Origin of the sequence: Streptomyces sp. A5-4 (assembly GCF_051131715.1) — a bacterium.
Lineage (GTDB): Bacteria > Actinomycetota > Actinomycetes > Streptomycetales > Streptomycetaceae > Streptomyces.
Map to the genome: position 1 here is coordinate 6062216 of NZ_CP178591.1, position 18287 is coordinate 6080502.

The 18287-nt window shown below is 66.6% G+C and carries 16 protein-coding genes, 1 tRNA gene and 1 pseudogene; 11 read left to right on the top strand and 7 right to left on the bottom strand.

Annotated elements, in window-relative coordinates:
• Positions 1-56 precede the first annotated feature (56 nt).
• Complete coding sequence (locus ACLLJJ_RS28555; protein WP_434596634.1) at positions 57-1226, bottom strand: cysteine desulfurase family protein; 1170 nt, start codon at positions 1224-1226, stop codon at positions 57-59.
• A gap of 462 nt (positions 1227-1688) precedes the next feature.
• On the opposite strand from ACLLJJ_RS28555, the gene ACLLJJ_RS28560 reads away from it, so the two are divergent.
• The 5 genes from ACLLJJ_RS28560 (at position 1689) to ACLLJJ_RS28580 (ending at position 7937) form a co-directional block, all read left to right on the top strand.
• The gene (locus ACLLJJ_RS28560) at positions 1689-3308 is read left to right on the top strand and encodes a DEAD/DEAH box helicase (protein WP_267838838.1); all 1620 of its coding nucleotides are present in this window, start codon (positions 1689-1691) and stop codon (positions 3306-3308) included.
• The gene (locus ACLLJJ_RS28565; protein WP_434596637.1) at positions 3293-5173 is read left to right on the top strand and encodes an ATP-binding protein; all 1881 of its coding nucleotides are present in this window, start codon (positions 3293-3295) and stop codon (positions 5171-5173) included. Before ACLLJJ_RS28560 ends, ACLLJJ_RS28565 begins: the two co-directional genes overlap by 16 nt.
• Positions 5170-6081, top strand: a complete 912-nt coding sequence (locus ACLLJJ_RS28570) for a phospholipase D family protein (RefSeq protein WP_267838836.1) — start codon at positions 5170-5172, stop codon at positions 6079-6081. Before ACLLJJ_RS28565 ends, ACLLJJ_RS28570 begins: the two co-directional genes overlap by 4 nt.
• A gap of 186 nt (positions 6082-6267) precedes the next feature.
• On the top strand, positions 6268-6912 hold the full coding sequence (locus ACLLJJ_RS28575; protein ID WP_267838835.1) for a hypothetical protein: 645 nt from the start codon (positions 6268-6270) through the stop codon (positions 6910-6912).
• A gap of 227 nt (positions 6913-7139) precedes the next feature.
• A complete protein-coding gene (locus tag ACLLJJ_RS28580) occupies positions 7140-7937 on the top strand; it encodes a phosphoadenosine phosphosulfate reductase (protein WP_434596640.1) in 798 nt (265 codons plus the stop codon).
• A gap of 707 nt (positions 7938-8644) precedes the next feature.
• Here the strand turns inward: ACLLJJ_RS28580 and ACLLJJ_RS28585 are convergent.
• From ACLLJJ_RS28585 to ACLLJJ_RS28595, 3 genes are all read right to left on the bottom strand, one after another.
• The gene (locus tag ACLLJJ_RS28585; protein WP_434588078.1) at positions 8645-10243 is read right to left on the bottom strand and encodes an ISL3 family transposase; all 1599 of its coding nucleotides are present in this window, start codon (positions 10241-10243) and stop codon (positions 8645-8647) included.
• A gap of 207 nt (positions 10244-10450) precedes the next feature.
• Positions 10451-11146 carry a radical SAM protein gene (locus ACLLJJ_RS28590; RefSeq protein ID WP_434596642.1) on the bottom strand — a complete coding sequence of 232 codons (696 nt, stop codon included), beginning with the start codon at positions 11144-11146 and terminating at the stop codon, positions 10451-10453.
• A 39-nt stretch (positions 11147-11185) separates the two neighbouring features.
• Complete coding sequence (locus ACLLJJ_RS28595) at positions 11186-11620, bottom strand: NUDIX hydrolase (RefSeq protein ID WP_267838832.1); 435 nt, start codon at positions 11618-11620, stop codon at positions 11186-11188.
• Between the two features lie 178 nt (positions 11621-11798).
• On the opposite strand from ACLLJJ_RS28595, the gene ACLLJJ_RS28600 reads away from it, so the two are divergent.
• Positions 11799-12470 carry a DUF1932 domain-containing protein gene (locus ACLLJJ_RS28600; protein ID WP_434596645.1) on the top strand — a complete coding sequence of 224 codons (672 nt, stop codon included), beginning with the start codon at positions 11799-11801 and terminating at the stop codon, positions 12468-12470.
• A gap of 54 nt (positions 12471-12524) precedes the next feature.
• On the opposite strand, the pseudogene ACLLJJ_RS28605 reads toward ACLLJJ_RS28600, so the two are convergent.
• A pseudogene (locus ACLLJJ_RS28605) lies at positions 12525-12794 on the bottom strand (hypothetical protein); the annotation flags it as partial.
• Between the two features lie 1142 nt (positions 12795-13936).
• Positions 13937-14104 (bottom strand): hypothetical protein, encoded by a 168-nt coding sequence (locus tag ACLLJJ_RS28610; protein WP_267839014.1) that lies wholly within the window; start codon positions 14102-14104, stop codon positions 13937-13939.
• Here ACLLJJ_RS28610 and ACLLJJ_RS28615 point away from each other — a divergent pair.
• The 3 genes from ACLLJJ_RS28615 to ACLLJJ_RS28625 all read left to right on the top strand — a co-directional run bounded on the left by ACLLJJ_RS28615 (position 14093) and on the right by ACLLJJ_RS28625 (position 16268).
• Positions 14093-14269: a winged helix-turn-helix transcriptional regulator gene (locus ACLLJJ_RS28615; protein WP_434600545.1), complete on the top strand. Its 177-nt coding sequence runs from the start codon at positions 14093-14095 to the stop codon at positions 14267-14269. The two genes, ACLLJJ_RS28610 and ACLLJJ_RS28615, sit on opposite strands and share 12 nt — an antisense overlap.
• A 452-nt stretch (positions 14270-14721) precedes the next feature.
• Positions 14722-14895, top strand: a complete 174-nt coding sequence (locus tag ACLLJJ_RS28620; RefSeq protein WP_267838830.1) for a helix-turn-helix transcriptional regulator — start codon at positions 14722-14724, stop codon at positions 14893-14895.
• A complete protein-coding gene (locus tag ACLLJJ_RS28625; protein WP_267838829.1) occupies positions 14892-16268 on the top strand; it encodes a tyrosine-type recombinase/integrase in 1377 nt (458 codons plus the stop codon). The genes ACLLJJ_RS28620 and ACLLJJ_RS28625 overlap by 4 nt, the downstream gene beginning before the upstream one ends.
• Before the next feature lie 211 nt (positions 16269-16479).
• Here the strand turns inward: ACLLJJ_RS28625 and ACLLJJ_RS28630 are convergent.
• Positions 16480-16551: transfer RNA gene (locus tag ACLLJJ_RS28630), tRNA-Arg, on the bottom strand.
• 214 nt (positions 16552-16765) lie between these two features.
• Between ACLLJJ_RS28630 and ACLLJJ_RS28635 the strand changes: the two genes are divergently transcribed.
• Both ACLLJJ_RS28635 and nrtL read left to right on the top strand, forming a co-directional pair.
• Entirely contained in the window at positions 16766-17254 is a 489-nt protein-coding gene (locus ACLLJJ_RS28635; protein ID WP_434596648.1) for a response regulator, read from the top strand.
• Between the two features lie 77 nt (positions 17255-17331).
• Positions 17332-18279, top strand: coding sequence for an ArgS-related anticodon-binding protein NrtL (gene nrtL, locus ACLLJJ_RS28640; RefSeq protein ID WP_434596650.1), 948 nt, complete (start codon positions 17332-17334; stop codon positions 18277-18279).
• Positions 18280-18287: the final 8 nt, after the last annotated feature.

The window sequence follows — 18287 nt, forward strand, 5'->3', positions numbered from 1 at the left end:
GCGAGGCTTTCTCCGTGTCCGTAAATGCGTGGATGGTCTTCAGGCCGGGGCCCGTACTACAGCGGAGCCGTGAGAGCGGCTCGCACTTGCCGGACGGCTCGCACCGCTGATGAAGCAGCCCGGTCGATGTCGCGAGGGGTCGTGGCGTACCCGAGGGAGAAACGGACCGTCGAGTCGGCCTCTTCCCGGCTGCGCCCCATCGCCAGGAGTACATGGCTAGGGCTAGGCGCGCCGGACGAGCAAGCACTCCCCTCTGACGCAGCCACGTCTGGCATTGCAGCGAGCACCGCGTCTGCCGGGGCTCCGTGGAAAGTGATGCTGGTCACTCCCGGCAGCCGCCGACCGAGCACGCCATTGATCCGGCAGTCGTTGACCTGTTCAACGAGCGAGCCTTCCAGTGCGTCACGCAGCTGAGCGATGCGTGACGCCTCGGTGGTCAGAGCTCCCCGAACTGCCTCGGCGGCTGCACCCGCGCCTGCGATACCCGCCACGTTCAGGGTCCCGGCCCGCCAGCCCCGCTCCTGACCGCCTCCGAAGATCAGCGGGCGGTACGGCAGCGAGATGCCGCGTCGCACGAACAGTGCCCCCACTCCCTGCGGGCCACCGAATTTATGCGCGGAGAGGGAGAGGAGGTCTACGTCCGTCTCGGCGAGATCGATCGGGAGACGGCCGACGAGCTGCGTGGCGTCCGTGTGGACAAGCACTCCCAGCTCGTGGGCGGCCTCGACGATAGGAGCGAGATCCGTGAGCACACCGGTCTCGTTGTTGGCGGCCATCAATGAGACGATCGCGACTTCGTCCGTCGCCAGAGCCGCTCGGAAGGCTCCCAGGTTCACCAGGCCGTCCTCGTCGACGGGCAGCAGTACCAGAGAGCCGGGCCTCTCGGCTGTGAGGGCCTTGGCGGTCTCCAGCACAGCCGGATGCTCGACCACGCTCGTCACAACCTTGCCCCCGGCGGCGAACGCTGCCCGAAGAGCGAGGTTGTTTGCTTCGGTTGCTCCAGAGGTGAAGACAATCTCACCGTGGGAGCAGTTCAGAAGGTCGGCAATCTGACGGCGTGCCAGGTCGACCCGGTCGGAGGCGTCCCGCCCGGAGCGGTGCGTACTGGATGCGTTACCAACAGTGCGCATCGCGGCGAGGGTGGCGTCGAGTGCTTCGGGGCGAGTCGGCGCGGTCGCGTTGTAATCAAGGTAGGCCAGATCCGAGACAGGTGTCTGGTACGTCACGCTCTACCCCGCTTCGCTCGACTTGATCACTCTTCATCAACTGGTGGCGGATCTCGTCCGGCGCGAGATCTTTCACCAGTAGTGCATGGAGATCCTAACCGGAGCAGGGGGGCGAGTGGAGCGGTGGCATGAACTGAGGTAGTCGCAGAAAGCCCTCTACGGCAGAATAGAACACTAGTTCCCATGTGGTAGCGGATCTCCCTGCGGGCGCGAACCACCCTGCGTGACGGGTGAGTTCGGCATGGGAGCCTCGAGCGGCTCACGACTCGGGAGGCGAGGAGGCCGCAATTCTGGGGGACCCGCCCCCCGCAGAGGGCGGGCGAGGCTAGAGTTTGATCACGATGTGCGGTGCGAGCTGGATGCGCGCTGCGGCTCCAACGGGCGGGTAGAGGATCAGGGGCTGAGGGTGGGAGTCGAAGAACTTGACGGTGCCGTCGCAATGCGGACAGGCCGGGCCACGACATGACCGAATCCCCGGGCATCGCCTTCGCGGCCGTCTTGACCAGCGCACCACTTTCCTACGTACGGAACCTTCTCGGCGAGCACGCATGTGACCTGCTGGACCTTCTACACCAGGGGCAGGGCACGGACGAGACGCTGCGCAAGGTCGCAGCCTCGGCCGTCTCTCCCGAACGGCTTATCGGTGATCCGCTGGAGCGGGCGCAGCTCCTGGAGTTCATACCGGAGGGCAAGCGCACAGAACTCGCCCAGCGCCTCGGCCACGAAGGGCCTGAGAGGCCGGGCGATTTCCTCGGGGCCCTCCCCTGGTCGCTCGAGCAGCGTCGCGCGCTTCTCGGTTTCCTCGGCCTCGTCGTCGATAGGGCCCCCGAGGTGCCAGTCACCTCCCGCAGCTTCATCACACCGCAATATGGGATGTTCCCTCACCAGCGGCTCGCTGCTGGCCGCGCCCAGCGCATGCTCTACTCCGGAGAACGCCGGGTCGTGCTGCACCTGCCTACGGGTGTCGGCAAGACCCGAACCGCCATGAACATCATCTGCGACCACCTCCGCCGTCATGAGCCGTCCGTCGTGGTGTGGCTGGCCAGAGGCCGGGAGCTGCTGGAACAGGCGGCGGTCGAGTTCGAGCAGGCGTGGACCGTGCTGGGCAATCGGGAAGTGGCCGTGGCGCGGATGTGGGGCGACGCGCCGACAGACCTCGACGCCATAGGGGACGGAATTGTGATCCTCGGCCTGGACAAGGCCAGCGCCGCTGCGAACGCCGACCCGACCTTCCTCGACCGCCTCGGTCTACGCGCCACCCTCACTACCTTCGACGAAGCCCACCAGGCCATCGCTCCGACCTATCGCAGAATTGTCGATGCGCTCACACTACGCAGCGACTCGAGCCTGTTGGGTCTGACCGCGACCCCGGGCCGGACATGGGCCGATATCGCCGAGGACGAGAAGCTGTCGGACTTCTTCGCCCGACAGAAAGTGATGCTGGAGATCGACGGGCACGACAACCCTGTTACGGCACTCATCGAACAGGGCTACCTCGCCCGCCCTGCCTTCCGCACCGTGGCCGCTGACTCCGGCGCGCACCTTAGTTCTCGGGACCAGCAGGCCCTCGCCGCGTCCTTCGACATCCCCGACGCTTTGATGACACGGCTCGCGGACAACGTGCAGTGGAATCTGCAGGTCGTGCGCACCGTGCTCGATCTCAGCGAGCACCACCGCCGGATCCTGCTCTTTGCCGCCTCCGTCGAGCACAGCCGCCTGCTCGTCGCAGTCCTCTCGGTGCTCGGGCTTGACGCAGACCAGGTGACGGCCGAGTCCCCCGCACGTCACCGAGACCGGGCCATTGCCCGCTTTAAGGGGCCTGGTACCCGGCCCATGATCCTTTCGAACTATGGCGTTCTGACAACTGGCTTCGATGCCCCGGCAGCGAGCGCAGCTGTCATCGCCCGTCCCACCCAGTCCCTGGTGCTCTACAGCCAGATGGTCGGACGGGTCATCCGCGGACCAAAGGCCGGCGGAACCCCCAACTGCGACATCGTCACCGTCATCGACCCTGAACTCCCAGGCTTCGGAGACGTAGCGGAAGCATTCACCAACTGGGAGGACGTGTGGAAGACCCGATGACGTCTAAGTATTCGATTGTCACCTCTGACCTGACGGTCAAAGCCCTGCAGGACAGCGGCTATAAGTCGACGGCACACGCCATCGCGGAACTCATCGACAACGGTCTCGAAGCTAATGCCGACCTTGTCGAACTCTTCGTTGTCGAGTCGACGGACCGCCCCACCCACCGGGCCCGCTACCGAGTCGAGAAGATCGCAGTCCTGGACAACGGGGACGGTATGGATCCCGAGACCCTTCGGCAGTCGCTGCGCTTCGGAGCCGGAACCCGACAGGAACGCAAGGGCATAGGGCGCTTCGGCGTCGGGCTTCCTAACTCCAGCATCTCTCAGTGTGACCGCGTTGACGTCTGGTCCTGGACCAACGGTCCGGACAACGCCCTGCACACTTACCTCGACCTCAGAGAGATCGCCCTTGGGCTCGAAGAGGTGCCCGAGCCCAAGCTCGACGCACTGCCGACTGAATGGCAGGCGCTTGCCGAAGGACTCGGCAGCTCGGGCACCCTCGTGCAGTGGACTGAGCTAGAACGCGTCCAGTGGCGCGGTGCCGAGACCACCATTTCGAACACCGAGCACCTGATCGGGCGGGTCTACCGGCGTCTCATCACCAAGGGAAAGCGGATTAAACTTGTACCGGTGCGCGGCTGGGCACAGCTGCCTGGTGTCCGGGACACTCGCCCGAACGACCCGCTTTACCTCATGACGCCGAGCTCCACTCCAGTCCCCTTCGACGCCAAGCCGATGTTCCGTGCCCATGGGGCCGGCAACACTGGCCAGATTGGCGAGGAGAGGTTCCTGATCAAGGGAGCGGACGGTAACGAATACCCCGTCCTGGTCCGCTCTTCGATCGCTGTTGAGGCCGCCCGACGCACCGATATCCCGGGGGAGCCGTGGCCGAGGAACGTGCCAACGAGCCTGAAGCCCGGTGAAACCCCTTGGGGTAAGCATGCCTCCAAGAACCTGGGAATCTCCCTGATTCGCGCGGACCGCGAGCTCGATCTCGACACAGGGTGGGTGAACTCCTACGAGCCGCAAGAGCGGTGGTGGGGAGTAGAAATCGACTTCCCTCCTGCTCTCGACGAGGTCTTCGGCGTCACGAACAACAAGCAGTCTGCAACGATCTTTTCCGAGCTGGCCCACTTCAACTGGCGTGAAGAAGCGGCAGGGTTGTCATATGAGGAGTTCCGGGAGACGCTCCGCGAGGAGGGCGACCGACGCCTGCCGCTTATCGAGATCGTCTACCACATCCGCGAGAAGCTTCTCGGCAAACTACGTTCTGACCTGGCAGACCAGACTCAGGGAACGGGTACGAGCCGCAAGCGACACGAGGTGGCCGAGGTGCAGGCCGAGGAAGCAGTCAAGCGCCGCCGTGCGGAAGCCCCGCCGAGCCTGACCGACCAACTCGCTGCGGAAACCACCGAGGAGGAAAGCAAACAACTGCAGTACGAGAGCCTGGTCGAGACCCACCGCTACAGCCCGGCAGATGCCCAGCGCATCATCGAAGAGACCATGTCTCAGGGCAAGCACATCCGGCTGCTGACCAGCCGCAACCCTGACTCCCCCGCGTTCTTCAACGTCGAGTACATCCCCGGCATGCTCCAGGTTGCACTCAACATGGACCACCCGGTCTACAGCGACTTGATCGCAGTTCTCGACCAGGACATCGACGGAGCCAGCCGCGAAGAGCTCGCCGGCCGACTGACGGCCGCGGCCAACGCCTTCAAGCTCCTGCTCATCTCATGGGCACGGTTCGAGGACGAACAACCGGAGAAGCCCCGCGAACGTGCCAAGCGGATGCGCCAGGACTGGGGGCGCTTCGCCAGTGAATTCCTCGGGGCCAGCGACGCTGACGACGAGGACGACGAGTGACGACTGATCACGTCTGGCGTCAGATCGATGAGCTCCTCGCCACGGCGACGCACCGCGCGGTCCTGATCGCCCCCTTCATCAAGAAGGAGGTCTTCCAAGCGGCGCTCAACTCCATCCCGGCCAGCGTCCAACAGATCACCTGCGTAACCCGTTGGTCTGTCCCGGAAGTAGCCGCAGGAGTCTCCGACCCTGAGATCGCCGAGCTGGCGCAGCGGGACGGGCGAGCCTCCGTCCTGCTCTGCCACAACCTGCACGCGAAACTCTTCGCAGCCGACGACCGCTGCCTCGTAGGATCCGCCAACCTGACGGGCAAGGCCACGGGCCGCGTGCCCGCGGCCAACATCGAACTCCTGGTGGAAGTGGGCACCACTCATCCCGAGGTGCAGCGGGTACTCGCCGCGCTCGAGGCCGGCGCCGTACCAGGGACGCTCGAGCTGGCCCTGCAGATGCGCGAGCAGGCGAACCTTATGCTGGCAGACGAGGACAGCCCCAGGGTCGTCGTACCGGGCCAGGACGAGCAACCCGCGCGATGGCTTCCAGAGACCCGAAACCCAGAACGCCTTTACCGCGTCTACAACGGACACCATCAGCACATCGGCGGCGACGTACTCGCCGGCGTACTCCGCGACCTTGCCCACCTCGACGTCGGCCCCGGGTTCACTGAGCAGGCGTTCGGGGCGGCCGTCCTGGCCCGCCTGCACACAATGCCCGAACTCCAGGCGTTGATCCAGGCTGGCCGCATGAACTTGGCCGACGCGCAAGCGGAACTAGTGGCAACACAGGGATGCACAGCCGAGCAGTCGAAGCGGACAGTTGAGACCATCGCCGCCTGGCTGAGCTATTTCGACGAGGTACACCTCGTGCCGGTCGGACCCTGGGAGATCCGGCAGGGCAAAGAACTCAGGTAGTGCCCTGCCGTCGCACATTCGTTCTATCGGGTGGCTTGCTGCGTCCAGCGCTCCGCATGCCGCCCTCGATCGCACAGCGTCCGGCGCCGCGGCCCAGCAGGGGCGAGGTCGGCGCGATATCTTTATTCCGCCCTACCGGCAATTAGGGCTTCATCGTGTTGCGTACAGCGGGGAAGGTACTGGGACATGGCAGCGGCGCGGATCCCGTACCTGCTGGGCCATGCTGAGATTGCCGATTTGTTCGGCGTCGAACGCCAGACCTCACAGAAATGGCGCGTCGACGGCACACTGGCCACCCCTGACGTTGTCGCCTCCGGCAATCCCTACTGGCTGCTGGGCACCGTTCTCCGGCTCGACGGCCACGCTGGTCGGCAAGCCACCGCGCAACGCCTCGAGCATTACCAAACGAGCATCCATAACGGGTACCGCGTCGACAGCCCCGAGGTGCTCCCAGTCATTCTAGGGATCAAGGAAGTCGCACAGCTTCTAGGCACCAACCAGCAGGCCGTATCTCGTTGGAGAAACCGCAAACAGATCGCCGCGGCCGACCTCGTTCTCTCCAGGTCCCCCCTCTGGTTGCTCGACACGATCGCGACGGACGCTCACGAGCGCGGTCGTGCCCTCGTGTCTGCTGAGCTCGCACGCCTTCGGTCTGGTGACCGGGCACCCCAAAAGACCCGAGGGCGCAGGACAACACCCGCTACTCGGCCAGCCAAGAAGCCTCTCCCGGTGGCGCAGAGCTTCACAAGTGCGGAGTACGACGAGGCCGTCGCCTTCGTCACTGAGGTGCTCTCCGATGGTCACAGTGTGATGATCCGGCCCACGCGGTAGAACCCACCGCTCAGCGCCACGGCCCGGCAGGTATCCGCGCCCAGCCTCATGTTGGCGCACCCTGGGTTGGGAGAAACAGTTGATCTGATCGAGCTTCATCCATAGAGTCTCTCACGTCAGCATCGGACTGCACACACGGAGGCCCTCATGTCGCGTCACGCCTGCACTCTCACTAGGCCAGCCCACGCTGGCCTCCTGGCGTCTCGACGCGAGCGGGGGACCCGCTCGTGAAGGTGATCTCCTTCGGTGGCGGAGTTCAGTCCACCGCGCTTCTCGTCCTCGCGGCCCAGGGTCGAATCGATTACTCCACTTTTCTGTTCGCCAACGTCGGCGATGACAGCGAGCACCCGGCGACCCTCGCTTACATCCGCGACGTCGCTGCGCCCTATGCAGCGAGAGCCGGGATCGAGCTCCACCAGCTCCGTCGCACGCGGCGTGACGGCACAACCGAGACCCTCATGGAGAGACTGAACAGGAGGGACACCCGCTCGATACCTATCCCCGTCAGGATGGCGAACGGTGCGCCTGGACGAAGGTCCTGTACGGCGGACTTCAAGATCAAAGTAGTCGGACGGTGGCTCCGCGAGCACGGCGCTACGGCGAACGAGCCGGCTGTGGTCGGGATCGGCATCTCCGTCGACGAGATCCACAGGGCAAACCGCCGACGCAGTGAACCGCATGAGCAGGTCGAATACCCGCTGCTCGACCTGCGACTGCGGAGGGACGACTGCGAACGGATCATCGAAACCGCGGGCCTCCCCGTGCCGCCCAAGAGCTCGTGCTTCTTCTGCCCCTTCCGTACTGTCGACGCCTGGCGCCAGCAGCGGCGCGAGGATCCCGATCTCTTTGCTAGATCAATAGAGGTGGAGCAAACGGTGAACAGGCTTCGCGCCGCCCTCGGACGCGACCCTGTCTACCTCACTCGCTATGGCCGACCACTCGCGGAAGCAATCCCTGCTCAGAGGGATGCGGCGACGGAGGAGGCGGAGGACAGCGGATGCGACTCCGGCTGGTGCATGACCTGAACGATGTCAGTGGACTTGGAATACTGGCTCTGTCGCGAGTTCCATGAAATCCGAGATGTCGGTCTTCGGAGGGTGCTGAAGACCGCACGACGGTGACCGGCCGTCAGACCTGCATGAGTGCCGGCGCCACGCGTTACATCAAGGCTCATCTCACAGTTCCCCGATGGCAGACGCCCGTATCGGTCAATCGCCTGGAGACGTGCTCGGGCGCCCAGCAGTTGGGCGACCACGGGGCGGGTGACTGCTCGCAGCTGTATAAGCCACCGGGCGCCATCGCCCCGCCCCGCGCGCCAGGCGACCGGGGCGGATCCGCTCGCGGCAGACGAGAAAGTCGCGGTAGTCGCAGGTCGTGCACTTGTTCATCAGGGCCTTGCCCTGGTTCAGCAGGAGGGAGCCCTGCTGAGCGCGGATCACCCTCGTGCTGGTCGGCGGCTGACTCCAGCTGGACCAGGCGGGCCTGGGGCCAGGGAAGTTCGTCGCAGCTACCGAGGCGTCCGTCGGGGTACAGGGTGAAGACGTGGTCGCACTTGAGATCGGAGAAGTGGCAGAAGCCGGTTCCCAGCCCCCGTAATCGCCGGATCGTGGAGACAGCCGGTTCGAGCTTGATCCGGGTGAAGTGCCCGGTGTGAGCGATCACGAAATTCCCCAGGTGGGGCGGGTTCCGCGTCACGTAATTCGGCTCTGTCGCTGATCTTGTGACGGGGTGGTCAGGGTGTGAGGAGCACCCGCTTGCGGAGGAAGTCGAGGTTGGCTCGTCCGTATCCTTGCCTTTTGAGGAATTTCACTCGTGTGACCTGGCCTTCGACCTGGCCTGAGCTCCAGGGGGTGGACAGGCCGGCGGTGACGGCGTCCTGGTCCCGGCGCAGGCCGTTGACCAGGGAGTGCAGGGCGGGCAGGTTGTCGGCGAGGACGCGTTCCATCCAGGCTGGCAGCTGGTCGCCGCGCAAGTCGCTCATCATGGCGGCGAAGTCGCGGACATGGTCGGTGACGGCGTCGAGTTCGGGGCAGTCGGCCCGGATCTCTTTGAGGTCGGCGGCGTCCACGGCTGCCAGGTTTCCGGGGGCGGTCATGATCCAGCGGACGATGCGGCGGGGCCGCGGAGCTGGACGGGGCACTGGCGGCGCGGTGGTGGAGGTCTTGAACGGGCGGAGGTAGCGGCGGACGGTCTGGATGCTTCCGGTGAACCCCCGGGCGACGATTTCCTGGTGGAGCTGGGCACTGTCGCGACAGCCCTCGTTCCATCGCTGGTGGAGGTAGGGCGTGTGCTCGTCCAGGAGGGTGGACCGGTTTGTCGCCTTGACCAGCAGTTCGTCGATGCTGGTGGCCCGGGCGAAGCGGCGCACGGTTTTGCGGCTCAGCCGCAGTGTCCGGCAGATCCCCTCCAGCGTGCTGCCGCCGTCCAGGAGTTCCCGCACTGCGGTGTAGCGTTCCCTGGTCCGGGTCACCAGACGGCGTTCGCGTCCGCAGACATCGAGCATCGCGTCAACCGGGGGCGGCGTCTGCCAGATGTCGTCGCTGGGCGGCGGCTTGGCCGGTACGGTGTTCTCGAACGCGGCCCGGGCGCAGGCGTGGTGGGCGGATACGGTCTTCTCCACCGCCTCGCCGAGGTTGTGCCACAAATGCCAGGCGTCTGCGACCTGGACCGCCTGCGGGGCGCCGCTGCGGGTGCCCTCGGCATACGCTCCGGCCCTGTCCCGGCACACGATCTCTATTTCCGGGTGGTTGCTCAGCCATGCGGCCAGTGGCTCGGCCTCACGGCCGGGCAGCACGTCGACCGGGCGCCGGGTCTCCAGGTCCACCAAGATCGTGGCGTACGTCGCACCCCTGCGGAGCGCGAAATCGTCGACACCGAGCACACGGATCTCTCCGACAGGCTCTTCCGGCACCGCACGGACCAGACGTAACAGAGTGTCCTTGGCGACGTCCAAGCCCAATACCCCGGCCAGGCGGGCCCCCGCGCGGCCGGCCAGCGCGAGAGCGATCGAGGTCAACTGGCCGCGCAGCAGCGGCGTATAGCGGGCATGCGGGCTGGTCAGCCCCGCGATCTGCTCAGCGAACGTCACCGCCCGGCACCCGGGGTTCAGGCACTTGAACCGCCGCACCAGCAACTCGATCACCACCCCGGCGCCGCTGGCCGCCGCGTCCGCGAGCCGCCGTACGTACCGTCCGTGCACCCGGCCCGACGCGCTACCGCAGTGCGGACACACCCCGCCCGACGACCGAGCACGCGCATGCATCGAGACCACACCGGACAACGACCGCTCGACCACCTCGACCACAACACCGGCCAGATGAGGGAACAACACCCCGAAACTCCGTGAAGTACACCTGGCTCATGATCACAGCCGCCACTGACACCACCCGCCCCGTCACAAGATCAGCGACAGAGCCGAATTACGTGATCGTTCACACCCGGCGCTGATCCAGTGGGCGGTCGCGGCGAGGACGAACTGCGCGTACTCATCAGGATGGATCGCCCACGCGGGTCCGTCCTCGGCGGTCACCGCTGCCTGTTAGAGGATGCGGCTGGCCGCCCTACGACGCCCCGGTAGGGCCGTGGAGCGGCGGATGGTGGAGTCGAAGCAGGGCACGAAACTGATCGCGTTGACGGACCCGAAGCTGGCGAGGTGGTCCAGGACCGCCTCGGCTCGGCCCAGCACGGCAGGCGTCACGGCGGCGATCACGCCGACGCTGCGGCCTCGTTCAGCCAGCAGGTCCAGGGCTGCGGCTACGCGCGGATAGACGGGCTTCCCGTCATAGCCGACCCGCCAGGCGTTGCCCTGGGCGTCCCCGTCGAGGGATACGCCGATCTGCAGATCCGGGCAGAGGCCGTCGAACATGTCGAGCCAGTCCGCGTCCAGTAGTACCCCATTGGTCTGGACGGTGACACGGACGACCTGGGGCAGAGCCGCTAGCTCGGTGAGGATCTCGGCGATGTGGTCCCGGCCCGCGGTCAGCGGCTCGCCGCCGTGGAGTTCGACGGCGAGCGGCCGACCCTTGAAGAGCTCTGCCAGGCGCCGGATCTGACCGGCGCCGACCCGGGCTCCACCCGGGGCCTCCTTGTGCTTCTCATAGCAGTAGAGGCAGTCGATGTCGCGCGTCTCGCCGCGCGTCTTGACGATGACCGACACCGCGGTGCCGGTGTCGTCTACGTCGAGGCTCCGGTAGAGCCCGTCGATCGGGTGGCGCTGTTCTGTGCGGTGGTTCATCGGCTGCCCCTCCTGCGTTTGCCGTGAACGGACGAGTGGTCAGTCGGACAGACGTCCCAGCAGGGCGCCCTGCCCGGACTGGAGGATGTGCGCGGCCTCCAGGGGCATCCAGAAGCACTCGAAGTGGGTCGGCTCCTGCTCGCCGTCGTGGTCCTCCTGGCTCATCCACCGCTCCGGCGTCGGCTCGGTGAGCTCCAGGTGGAACACGTGCCGGTGCTGGATCTCGAACCGGTACGGGCTGATGTCGTACTCGGTCTCGCCGAGCTTGCGCACGATCTTGAAGTCCGACAGGCCGGTCTCCTCGCGGACCTCGCGCAGAGCGGCGGCCTTCGGGGTCTCGCCGGGACGGATGCTGCCCGCCGGGACCTGGATGCCGACCTCCTCGTACGAGTAGTCGGTGTGGCGGAACACCAGCAGTCGCCCGTCGCGTACGACGTAGACGAGCACCTTTTCCTTCGTGACCTTCTCGGGCATTGCGAAACCTCCGCTTGGTACGAGAGCTGAACTGAGGGCCCCGGCCCGTGTGGGATCCAGCTGTACGCCCCACGGCCGGCCGTGGTGAGGCAGGGCCGCCGGGAAGCCCACGAGTCTAGGGCTCCAACTTGCGGTCGAATCAGCGCTATTCAGTCGTTCCGTTGGCCTGCTGGCGGCCTTGGAGCGGAGCGAGATCGTCCTGTCGATCTGCCCGCCGCAGGCCGCCGAGGACGTGGCGGCCGCCGTGGCCGACAGTGTCTTCAGCGGGGTGTACGTCGATGCCAACGCGATCAACCCCCAGCGCATGCAGCACATCGCGGAGGAGATCAGGCCGGGGGCCACGGTCCTTGACGGAGCGATCTTCGGCCCGCCACCCGGCGGCCGCCGGGTGGCCCGGCTCTACCTCGCAGGTGACGCTGCGGCCATGGACCTGGTGGAGCCCCTGTTCAAGGACACCGCGCTGCACGTGCGCCGGGCGAACGGCCACGTCGGCTCCGCATCCGCTCTGAAGATGGCCTTCGCCAGCTACCAGAAGGCCGCCCGCACCCTCGCCGGCGTCGCTCATGCTCTCGCCGCCGCCCATGGCGTGGGCGACGAGCTGACCGCCGCGGCTGAGGCCATGGCCTCCAACATCCTTTCCGACCCGGGATATCTGCCGAGCGTGGCGGCGCGGGCCTGGCGCTGGGCGCCGGAGATGCAGGACATCGCCGACACCCTCCGAGCGGCCGACCTGCCGGCGGACATGGCCGAGGCTCCGGTCGCCGTGATGTCGCACTGGGAAGGGGACAAAGACCAGTACGACCTCCCGCTCGCGGACGTCCTCGCACATTTGCGGAGCCAGAGCGTTTAGCCCTCCAGCTACGACCTTGGCGAGTTCGGCGAGATAGTCATCGTCCGCAACGGCAGCGATGCGGTCGCCAGCGGTGGATCCGGCGGCGTACAGGTCGCGTACGTGTCCGCCGAGCTCGGTGCGGGACTCGACGGTGAATCCGGGCAGCCGGATCTGCACCGCCCTGGGGTTGTCGAAACGTGCTCTGCCCAGTACGGGTGGTCGTAGAGCGCCCGCAGCTGCGCGAGGGGCTTCGTCGAGGACGCGGTTCAAGCGGAGCAGCGCGGATTCGCCCACGGCAGACGAGAAGATGCCGCAAAGGACTGGAACCTGCTCCGTGGGCATGTCAACGTACAACGTCCCCAGAAAACACCAGGTCAGCGAGGGTTGCGAGGCGCAGCCCGTTCCTTCTCTGGCCCGGCCTCCCACAAGGAGTCCAGCTGTCCAACGCTTTGCTGTGGTCCCTCCGCTTCACTGCCCCCATCCTCTTCTCCCTCGGCGTCCTGAACGCCTGGACTGCGCAGCAGCGCCAGGACTATGGCGCCCTGGCCACCGCACATTCGGCCAGCAGGGCCTGGGCGGCGTCACCGTAGGCTCGGGCCCGCTCCCACACTTTGTGCCGGTCGGAATGGAGCCGACGGGTCTCGTCTTCCATGCCGGGGCGGATACGCAGGCCAGCTGGTGCTCGACTGCCGTCCGCAGCGCGACCGTACTCGGTGATCTCGTATAGGGCCGAAGAGCCCCGGACGTCCTTCGCCCGGCGGCTCCTGCCCAACAACTTCGCCCAAGTGGTGACGGCAGCGACAGCCGGGTGATCCAGCGGCAGCCCCAGGGCACGCTCCGGCCCAGCCTGGGGGATGCTCCGCCACACGGAGCCGGAACGATGGAGCGCCTTCACCCACCAAAGCGGCGCCGCAGCGCCCACAGAACGCAGACGGGGAAGGAGCATCGGCGGGCGGCGACCCGAGGCCGCTCGCCGGAGCAGGAGGCCGGCCGCCCTGAGGTAGGCCACGTCGCATGACTTGCTTTGGGCCTGCCGTGCCGAATACGCGGCCAAGCGCAGGTCACGCACCTCACGATCGGCACCAGCGGAAACGATCGCCTCGCGAGCCGAAGCGGCCCGTGTGGTCGCCGTGGCGGACAGCTGCCCCAGCGCCCGCAACCGGGCCAGCGAACGGTCCCAACCCGCATCGTCCGTCAGCATCCGACAGTCCTTCCTCGGCAGGAGGGCTGCTCGGCATTGGGATTCGCCCACGGCAGACGACATAGAGGCCCGAAGGACTGGAACCTTCCTTCAGACCATGTCAACGTACAACGTCTCCGAAAACAGCAGGTCAGATAGGGGTGCAGCCTGTCGCTGTCCTCTTCGCCGAGCGTGCGTCATCAGGCGCTGGACATCGGTCGCTTCGCAGGTCCGGGCCCTTGCCCAGCCACCACTTCAGGAGGTTCTTCTGTCCAACACCGTTCACCGCTCGCTCCGCCTGACTTCACCGCTCCTCTTCGCCCTCGGTGCTGCCTACGCCGTGACCGGCCAACAGCGTCACGACTACGCCGCCGTCGCCACAGCGCTCTGCCTCTGCGTGTGCGCGGCCGGCCTCTTTGCTGAGGACCTCCTTCAGGACGGCTACAGGCGGGACCGAGCCGTGCTCGCCCATGTCGCTGCGCATCCTGGTGCAACGCCGAGGCAGACGGCCCGGTCCTTGGGCGCCGCGGAGAAGGTTGTGGCCAGGAGCCTTTCCCGGCTGACCGACGACGGGCTGCTCGAACGGTGCGAAGAGGGGCCGGCCTCCGAGCCTCGCTCCTACCGGCTCGCAGGCTGACTCCAGGACGGGAGTAAGACCCGGACCGCAGGTCACCTTTGGGGGCTGGGGCGGATACATAGCCGACGATCCCCGGTCAGCCAAACCGGGGATTCCCCAGACCATTGAAGAAGTTCGCACCGGCTGCTTGGCGGTGGACCGCGGCGGACAGTCTGACCGATGCCCGGAACGCAGTGTTCTGGTACCCATCCCGAACCGACCTCCCCACTCGAAAGGGCTGCGTAGGTCTCACCCCGTGGATCCATGCCGACTTCGACCGGCATGAGCGCCCAACACTACTCGTAAGGATTCATTCCAGTGCGCCCTCTTGCGATACCCCCTGCCCAAAACCTGGGCACCACCGAGTCGTATTCTTTCGCAGAGGTCGAAGCGGGCCTTAGGCAGAGAGCTGCTCTGCAAGCGTTTCTGGGTGGGGGTGCACCGTGAGGGGACGGGATCGGAACGATGAGTTGATGACCGTGCCAGAGGTGCTGACGGAACTGAAAGGTGTTTCCCGTAGGACTTTCTATCGGTGGCGAGAAATGGGGACCGGCCCGACGTCCTTCAAACTTCCTAACGGTGAACTTCGTGTATGGCGTAGCGCATTCGTGGAATGGCTCGACGATCGAGAGAGGTATGCGGCTTGAAGACAACTGATGTGCTTATTTGGGGCGTCAGGGTTAAGTCGCGCCAGGGGAAAGACGCCTACGAGGTCCGCTGGAGGGTGGGCGACCGCCCCATATCCCGATCGCGTCGTACGAAGGGGCTTGCCGACAAGCTGCGGGCGCAGCTGCTCATGGCTCAGGAGGCAGGTGAGCAGTTCGACACCGAGACAGGATTCCCTCCTTCGATGGAGGAAAAGGCGCCAGCTCGAACTTGGTACGCTTTCGCACTGGACTACTTGCGCATGAAATGGCCCCACTGCTCGCCAAATTATCGCGATGAGATTAATGAGGCGCTGACTGGCATAACCAAGGCGCTCATGCCGAAGAAGCCTGGGCGGCCAGCGGGTGCTGCAATGCAGCGGGCACTCCGGGACTGGGCTTTCATATTGCCCGGCCCGGATGAGCGTGAAGTCCCTCCGGATGTTCGGGTCGTACTCGACTGGATCTCCAGGAATTCACCTCCGCTGAGCGACCTTTCTAAGCCCGCGGTCACGCGCGGCGTGCTGGATGCGTTGACGCTGAAACTCGATGGTGAGGCGGCTGCGGGGGAGACGATCAAGAGGAAGCGAAAGGGCTTCGTTAACGCGCTGAACTACGCCACCGAACTCGGGGAGTTTGCCGAGAATCCGATCAAGTCGGTTTCCTGGCAGAAGCCGCCCCGAATTGCGCAAGTCGACCCTCGGGTTGTGGCCAACCCACGTCAGGCGGGCAACCTGCTCGGCGCCGTCTCGTACGTGGGGGGATACACGCGCGCCAGGGGCAGGCGCTTGGTCGGCCTGTTCGCGGGCATGTACTACGCCGGCCTGCGTCCGGCCGAAGCGGTGGGAGTCGCGCTTCCGGACTGCACGCTGCCCAGCGAAGGCTGGGGGGAGGCGGTCCTGCACCGGACCAGGCCGACGGCCGGGAAGAAGTGGACCAAGACCGGGGAGGTCCACGACGACCGGGGACTGAAGAACCGTGATCCGGCTGAGGTGCGTCGGGCTCCGCTGCCTCCTCCGCTCGTCGCTATCTGGCGAGACAGTATCGACACCTTCGGCACGGCTGATGACGGACGTCTCTTTTTCAACGAACGTGGTGGTTTGGTGGGATCATCCACGTATTCCCGAGTTTGGGGGGAGGCTCGCGAGTTGGGCCTGCCGCCCGAGCTCGTCAACAGCCCGCTGGCGGACGTGCCCTACGATCTTCGCCACTCCGCACTCTCCACGTGGCTGAACGCTGGACTCGACCCGACTGAGGTAGCCGAGCGCGCCGGCAACAGCGTGGAGATCCTGCTGGCGAGATATGCCAAATGCCTTCATGGGCGGCACGTTGTAGCCAATCAGCGCATTGACGACCTACTGCGCGAATACGAGTGATGATCGTCACATTCAACGCCTCGAGGCAGCCGCCTCGGGGCGTTTCTTGTGTGATGGTTCGTCTGATATGCGGATCAATGTCCGATCCCACGCATGTCCCACGGGGCGTGTCCTACGGGTGCTTTCGCTGGCACGCGGCTGCATACGACTGCAGGCCCCCTGATCTGGCTAGTTGCCTGATCAGAGGGCCTATTAGGCACCTGAACTGCGGTGCCCCCGGCAGGATTCGAACCTGCGCACACGGCTCCGGAGGCCGATGCTCTATCCCCTGAGCTACGGGGGCAATGTCGCGTGTCGCGCTGCAACGTCTAGAACCCTACCAGCTCCCACCCGGTGTCCATGAACAGGTATTTCCACCTTCGCCGCGCGTCGGATCCGCACTGATCCGCTCTCCCGACGAGCCTCCGCCGAGCCCCCTGTCGGCCTCCCCTCGCGCCCGCGCGGAGCCCCATGACTCGCCCCGCGTCCCTCGTTCCTCATGTGTTCCCCCACACGGGGTGGAAGTGGGCAAAACCCGGACGCAGCCCCGGGCGGCGACCTACTCTCGAGTTGTGGCAGGCGCGTCCGGCCGGGTGCTCGTTGTGGACGACAACAAGGTCATCCGGCAGCTGATCAGGGTCAATCTCGAGCTGGAGGGCTTCGAGGTGGTGACCGCGGCCGATGGTGCCGAATGCCTGGACATCGTCCACCAGGTCTGCCCCGATGTGATCACCCTCGATGTCGTGATGCCGCGCCTGGACGGTCTGCGTACGGCCGCCCGACTCCGGGACGACCCGCGGACCAGCCATCTGCCCGTCGCCATCATCAGTGCGTGTACGCAGTACGAAGTGGAGAGCGGCCTCGCCGCCGGGGTGGAGGCCTTCCTCTCCAAACCGTTCGAACCGGCCGACCTGGTCCGCCTCGTACGGCAGTTGGCCCATCGGGAGGGTCCGCGGTCCGCCGACGGCAGGCACGAGGCCGGGCGGGCAGGGCGCACGGTCCGCTGATCGGCGACCGCCCCCTCGGTGACCGGATGGCGAAACCGGTTCGCGAAAGGCCCCCCCTCCTCCCATACGCTTGCCCCGTGACCCCCGCAGATCTCTCCCGCACCGTGGTGCGCGCCGTGCGCCGCGCCGTGGAGGAGGACGTATTGCGCGCGCCGGTGCCCGAGCGGGCCGTCGTCGAGCGCCCGCGTCCCGGTGGGCGCGGGGACTACGCCACCAACGTCGCCCTCAAGCTGGCCGGGCCCGCGGGCCTGCCCGCCCGGGAGGTCGCCGAGATCCTCCGCGCGATGCTCGACGCCGACGCCGCCATCTCCGGGGTCGAGATCACCGGGCCCGGCTTCCTGAACTTCACGCTGGCCCCGGACCCGTACGACACGCTGGTGCGCACGATCCGCACGCAGGGCGGCGCGTACGGGCACGGGGCCGCGCTCGCCGGACAGACTCTCGGCGTCGGCCCCGGGCCGCGCGCCGACGCCGTCGCCCGGCTGCTGCGGGCCCAGGGCGCGACCGTGCCGCGGACGGACGACGGCGGGGCGGCGGACGGGCCCGCGGACGGCGCCGCCGCGCTCGTCGCGCGGCTCGGACACGACGCCGCCGTCTGGAGCCTGCTCCTGCCCACCGCCGCCACCGACGAGGACCTGCTCGCCCAGCGCGAGAGCAATCCGCTCTTCCGGGTGCGGTACGCCCACGCCAGGACCCGCGCGCTGACCCGCAACGCGGCGGGACTCGGCTTCCGTGCGGCGTACGAGGAGGCCGTCGACGCGCCCGGCCTGCTCGGCGCCCTCGCCGACCACCCGGCCGTCCTCGAAGCCGCCGCCCGCCGCCGTGAGCCCGACCGGCTCGCCCGGCATCTCGACACCGTCGCGGACCGGTTCTTCCGCTTCCACGACACCTGCCCCGTCCTGCCCGTCGGCGAAGAGAAACCCTCGGCCGCCCACCGCTCCCGGCTGGCTCTCGCCGAAGCCACCGGTGCGGTGCTCGCAGGCGGCCTCTCACTGCTCGGCATCAGCGCACCAGAACATCTGTGAAAGAGACA

Excerpts from the sequence above, each read along its gene's own strand:
- ACLLJJ_RS28590 (WP_434596642.1), bottom strand. The coding sequence starts at position 11,146 with ATGAACCACCGCACAGAACAGCGCCACCCGATCGACGGGCTCTACCGG.
- ACLLJJ_RS28595 (WP_267838832.1), bottom strand. The coding sequence starts at position 11,620 with ATGCCCGAGAAGGTCACGAAGGAAAAGGTGCTCGTCTACGTCGTACGC.
- ACLLJJ_RS28610 (WP_267839014.1), bottom strand. The coding sequence starts at position 14,104 with ATGGGCGAGCACGGCTCGGTCCCGCCTGTAGCCGTCCTGAAGGAGGTC.
- ACLLJJ_RS28575 (WP_267838835.1), top strand. The coding sequence starts at position 6,268 with ATGGCAGCGGCGCGGATCCCGTACCTGCTGGGCCATGCTGAGATTGCC.
- ACLLJJ_RS28560 (WP_267838838.1), top strand. The coding sequence starts at position 1,689 with ATGACCGAATCCCCGGGCATCGCCTTCGCGGCCGTCTTGACCAGCGCA.
- ACLLJJ_RS28620 (WP_267838830.1), top strand. The coding sequence starts at position 14,722 with ATGACCGTGCCAGAGGTGCTGACGGAACTGAAAGGTGTTTCCCGTAGG.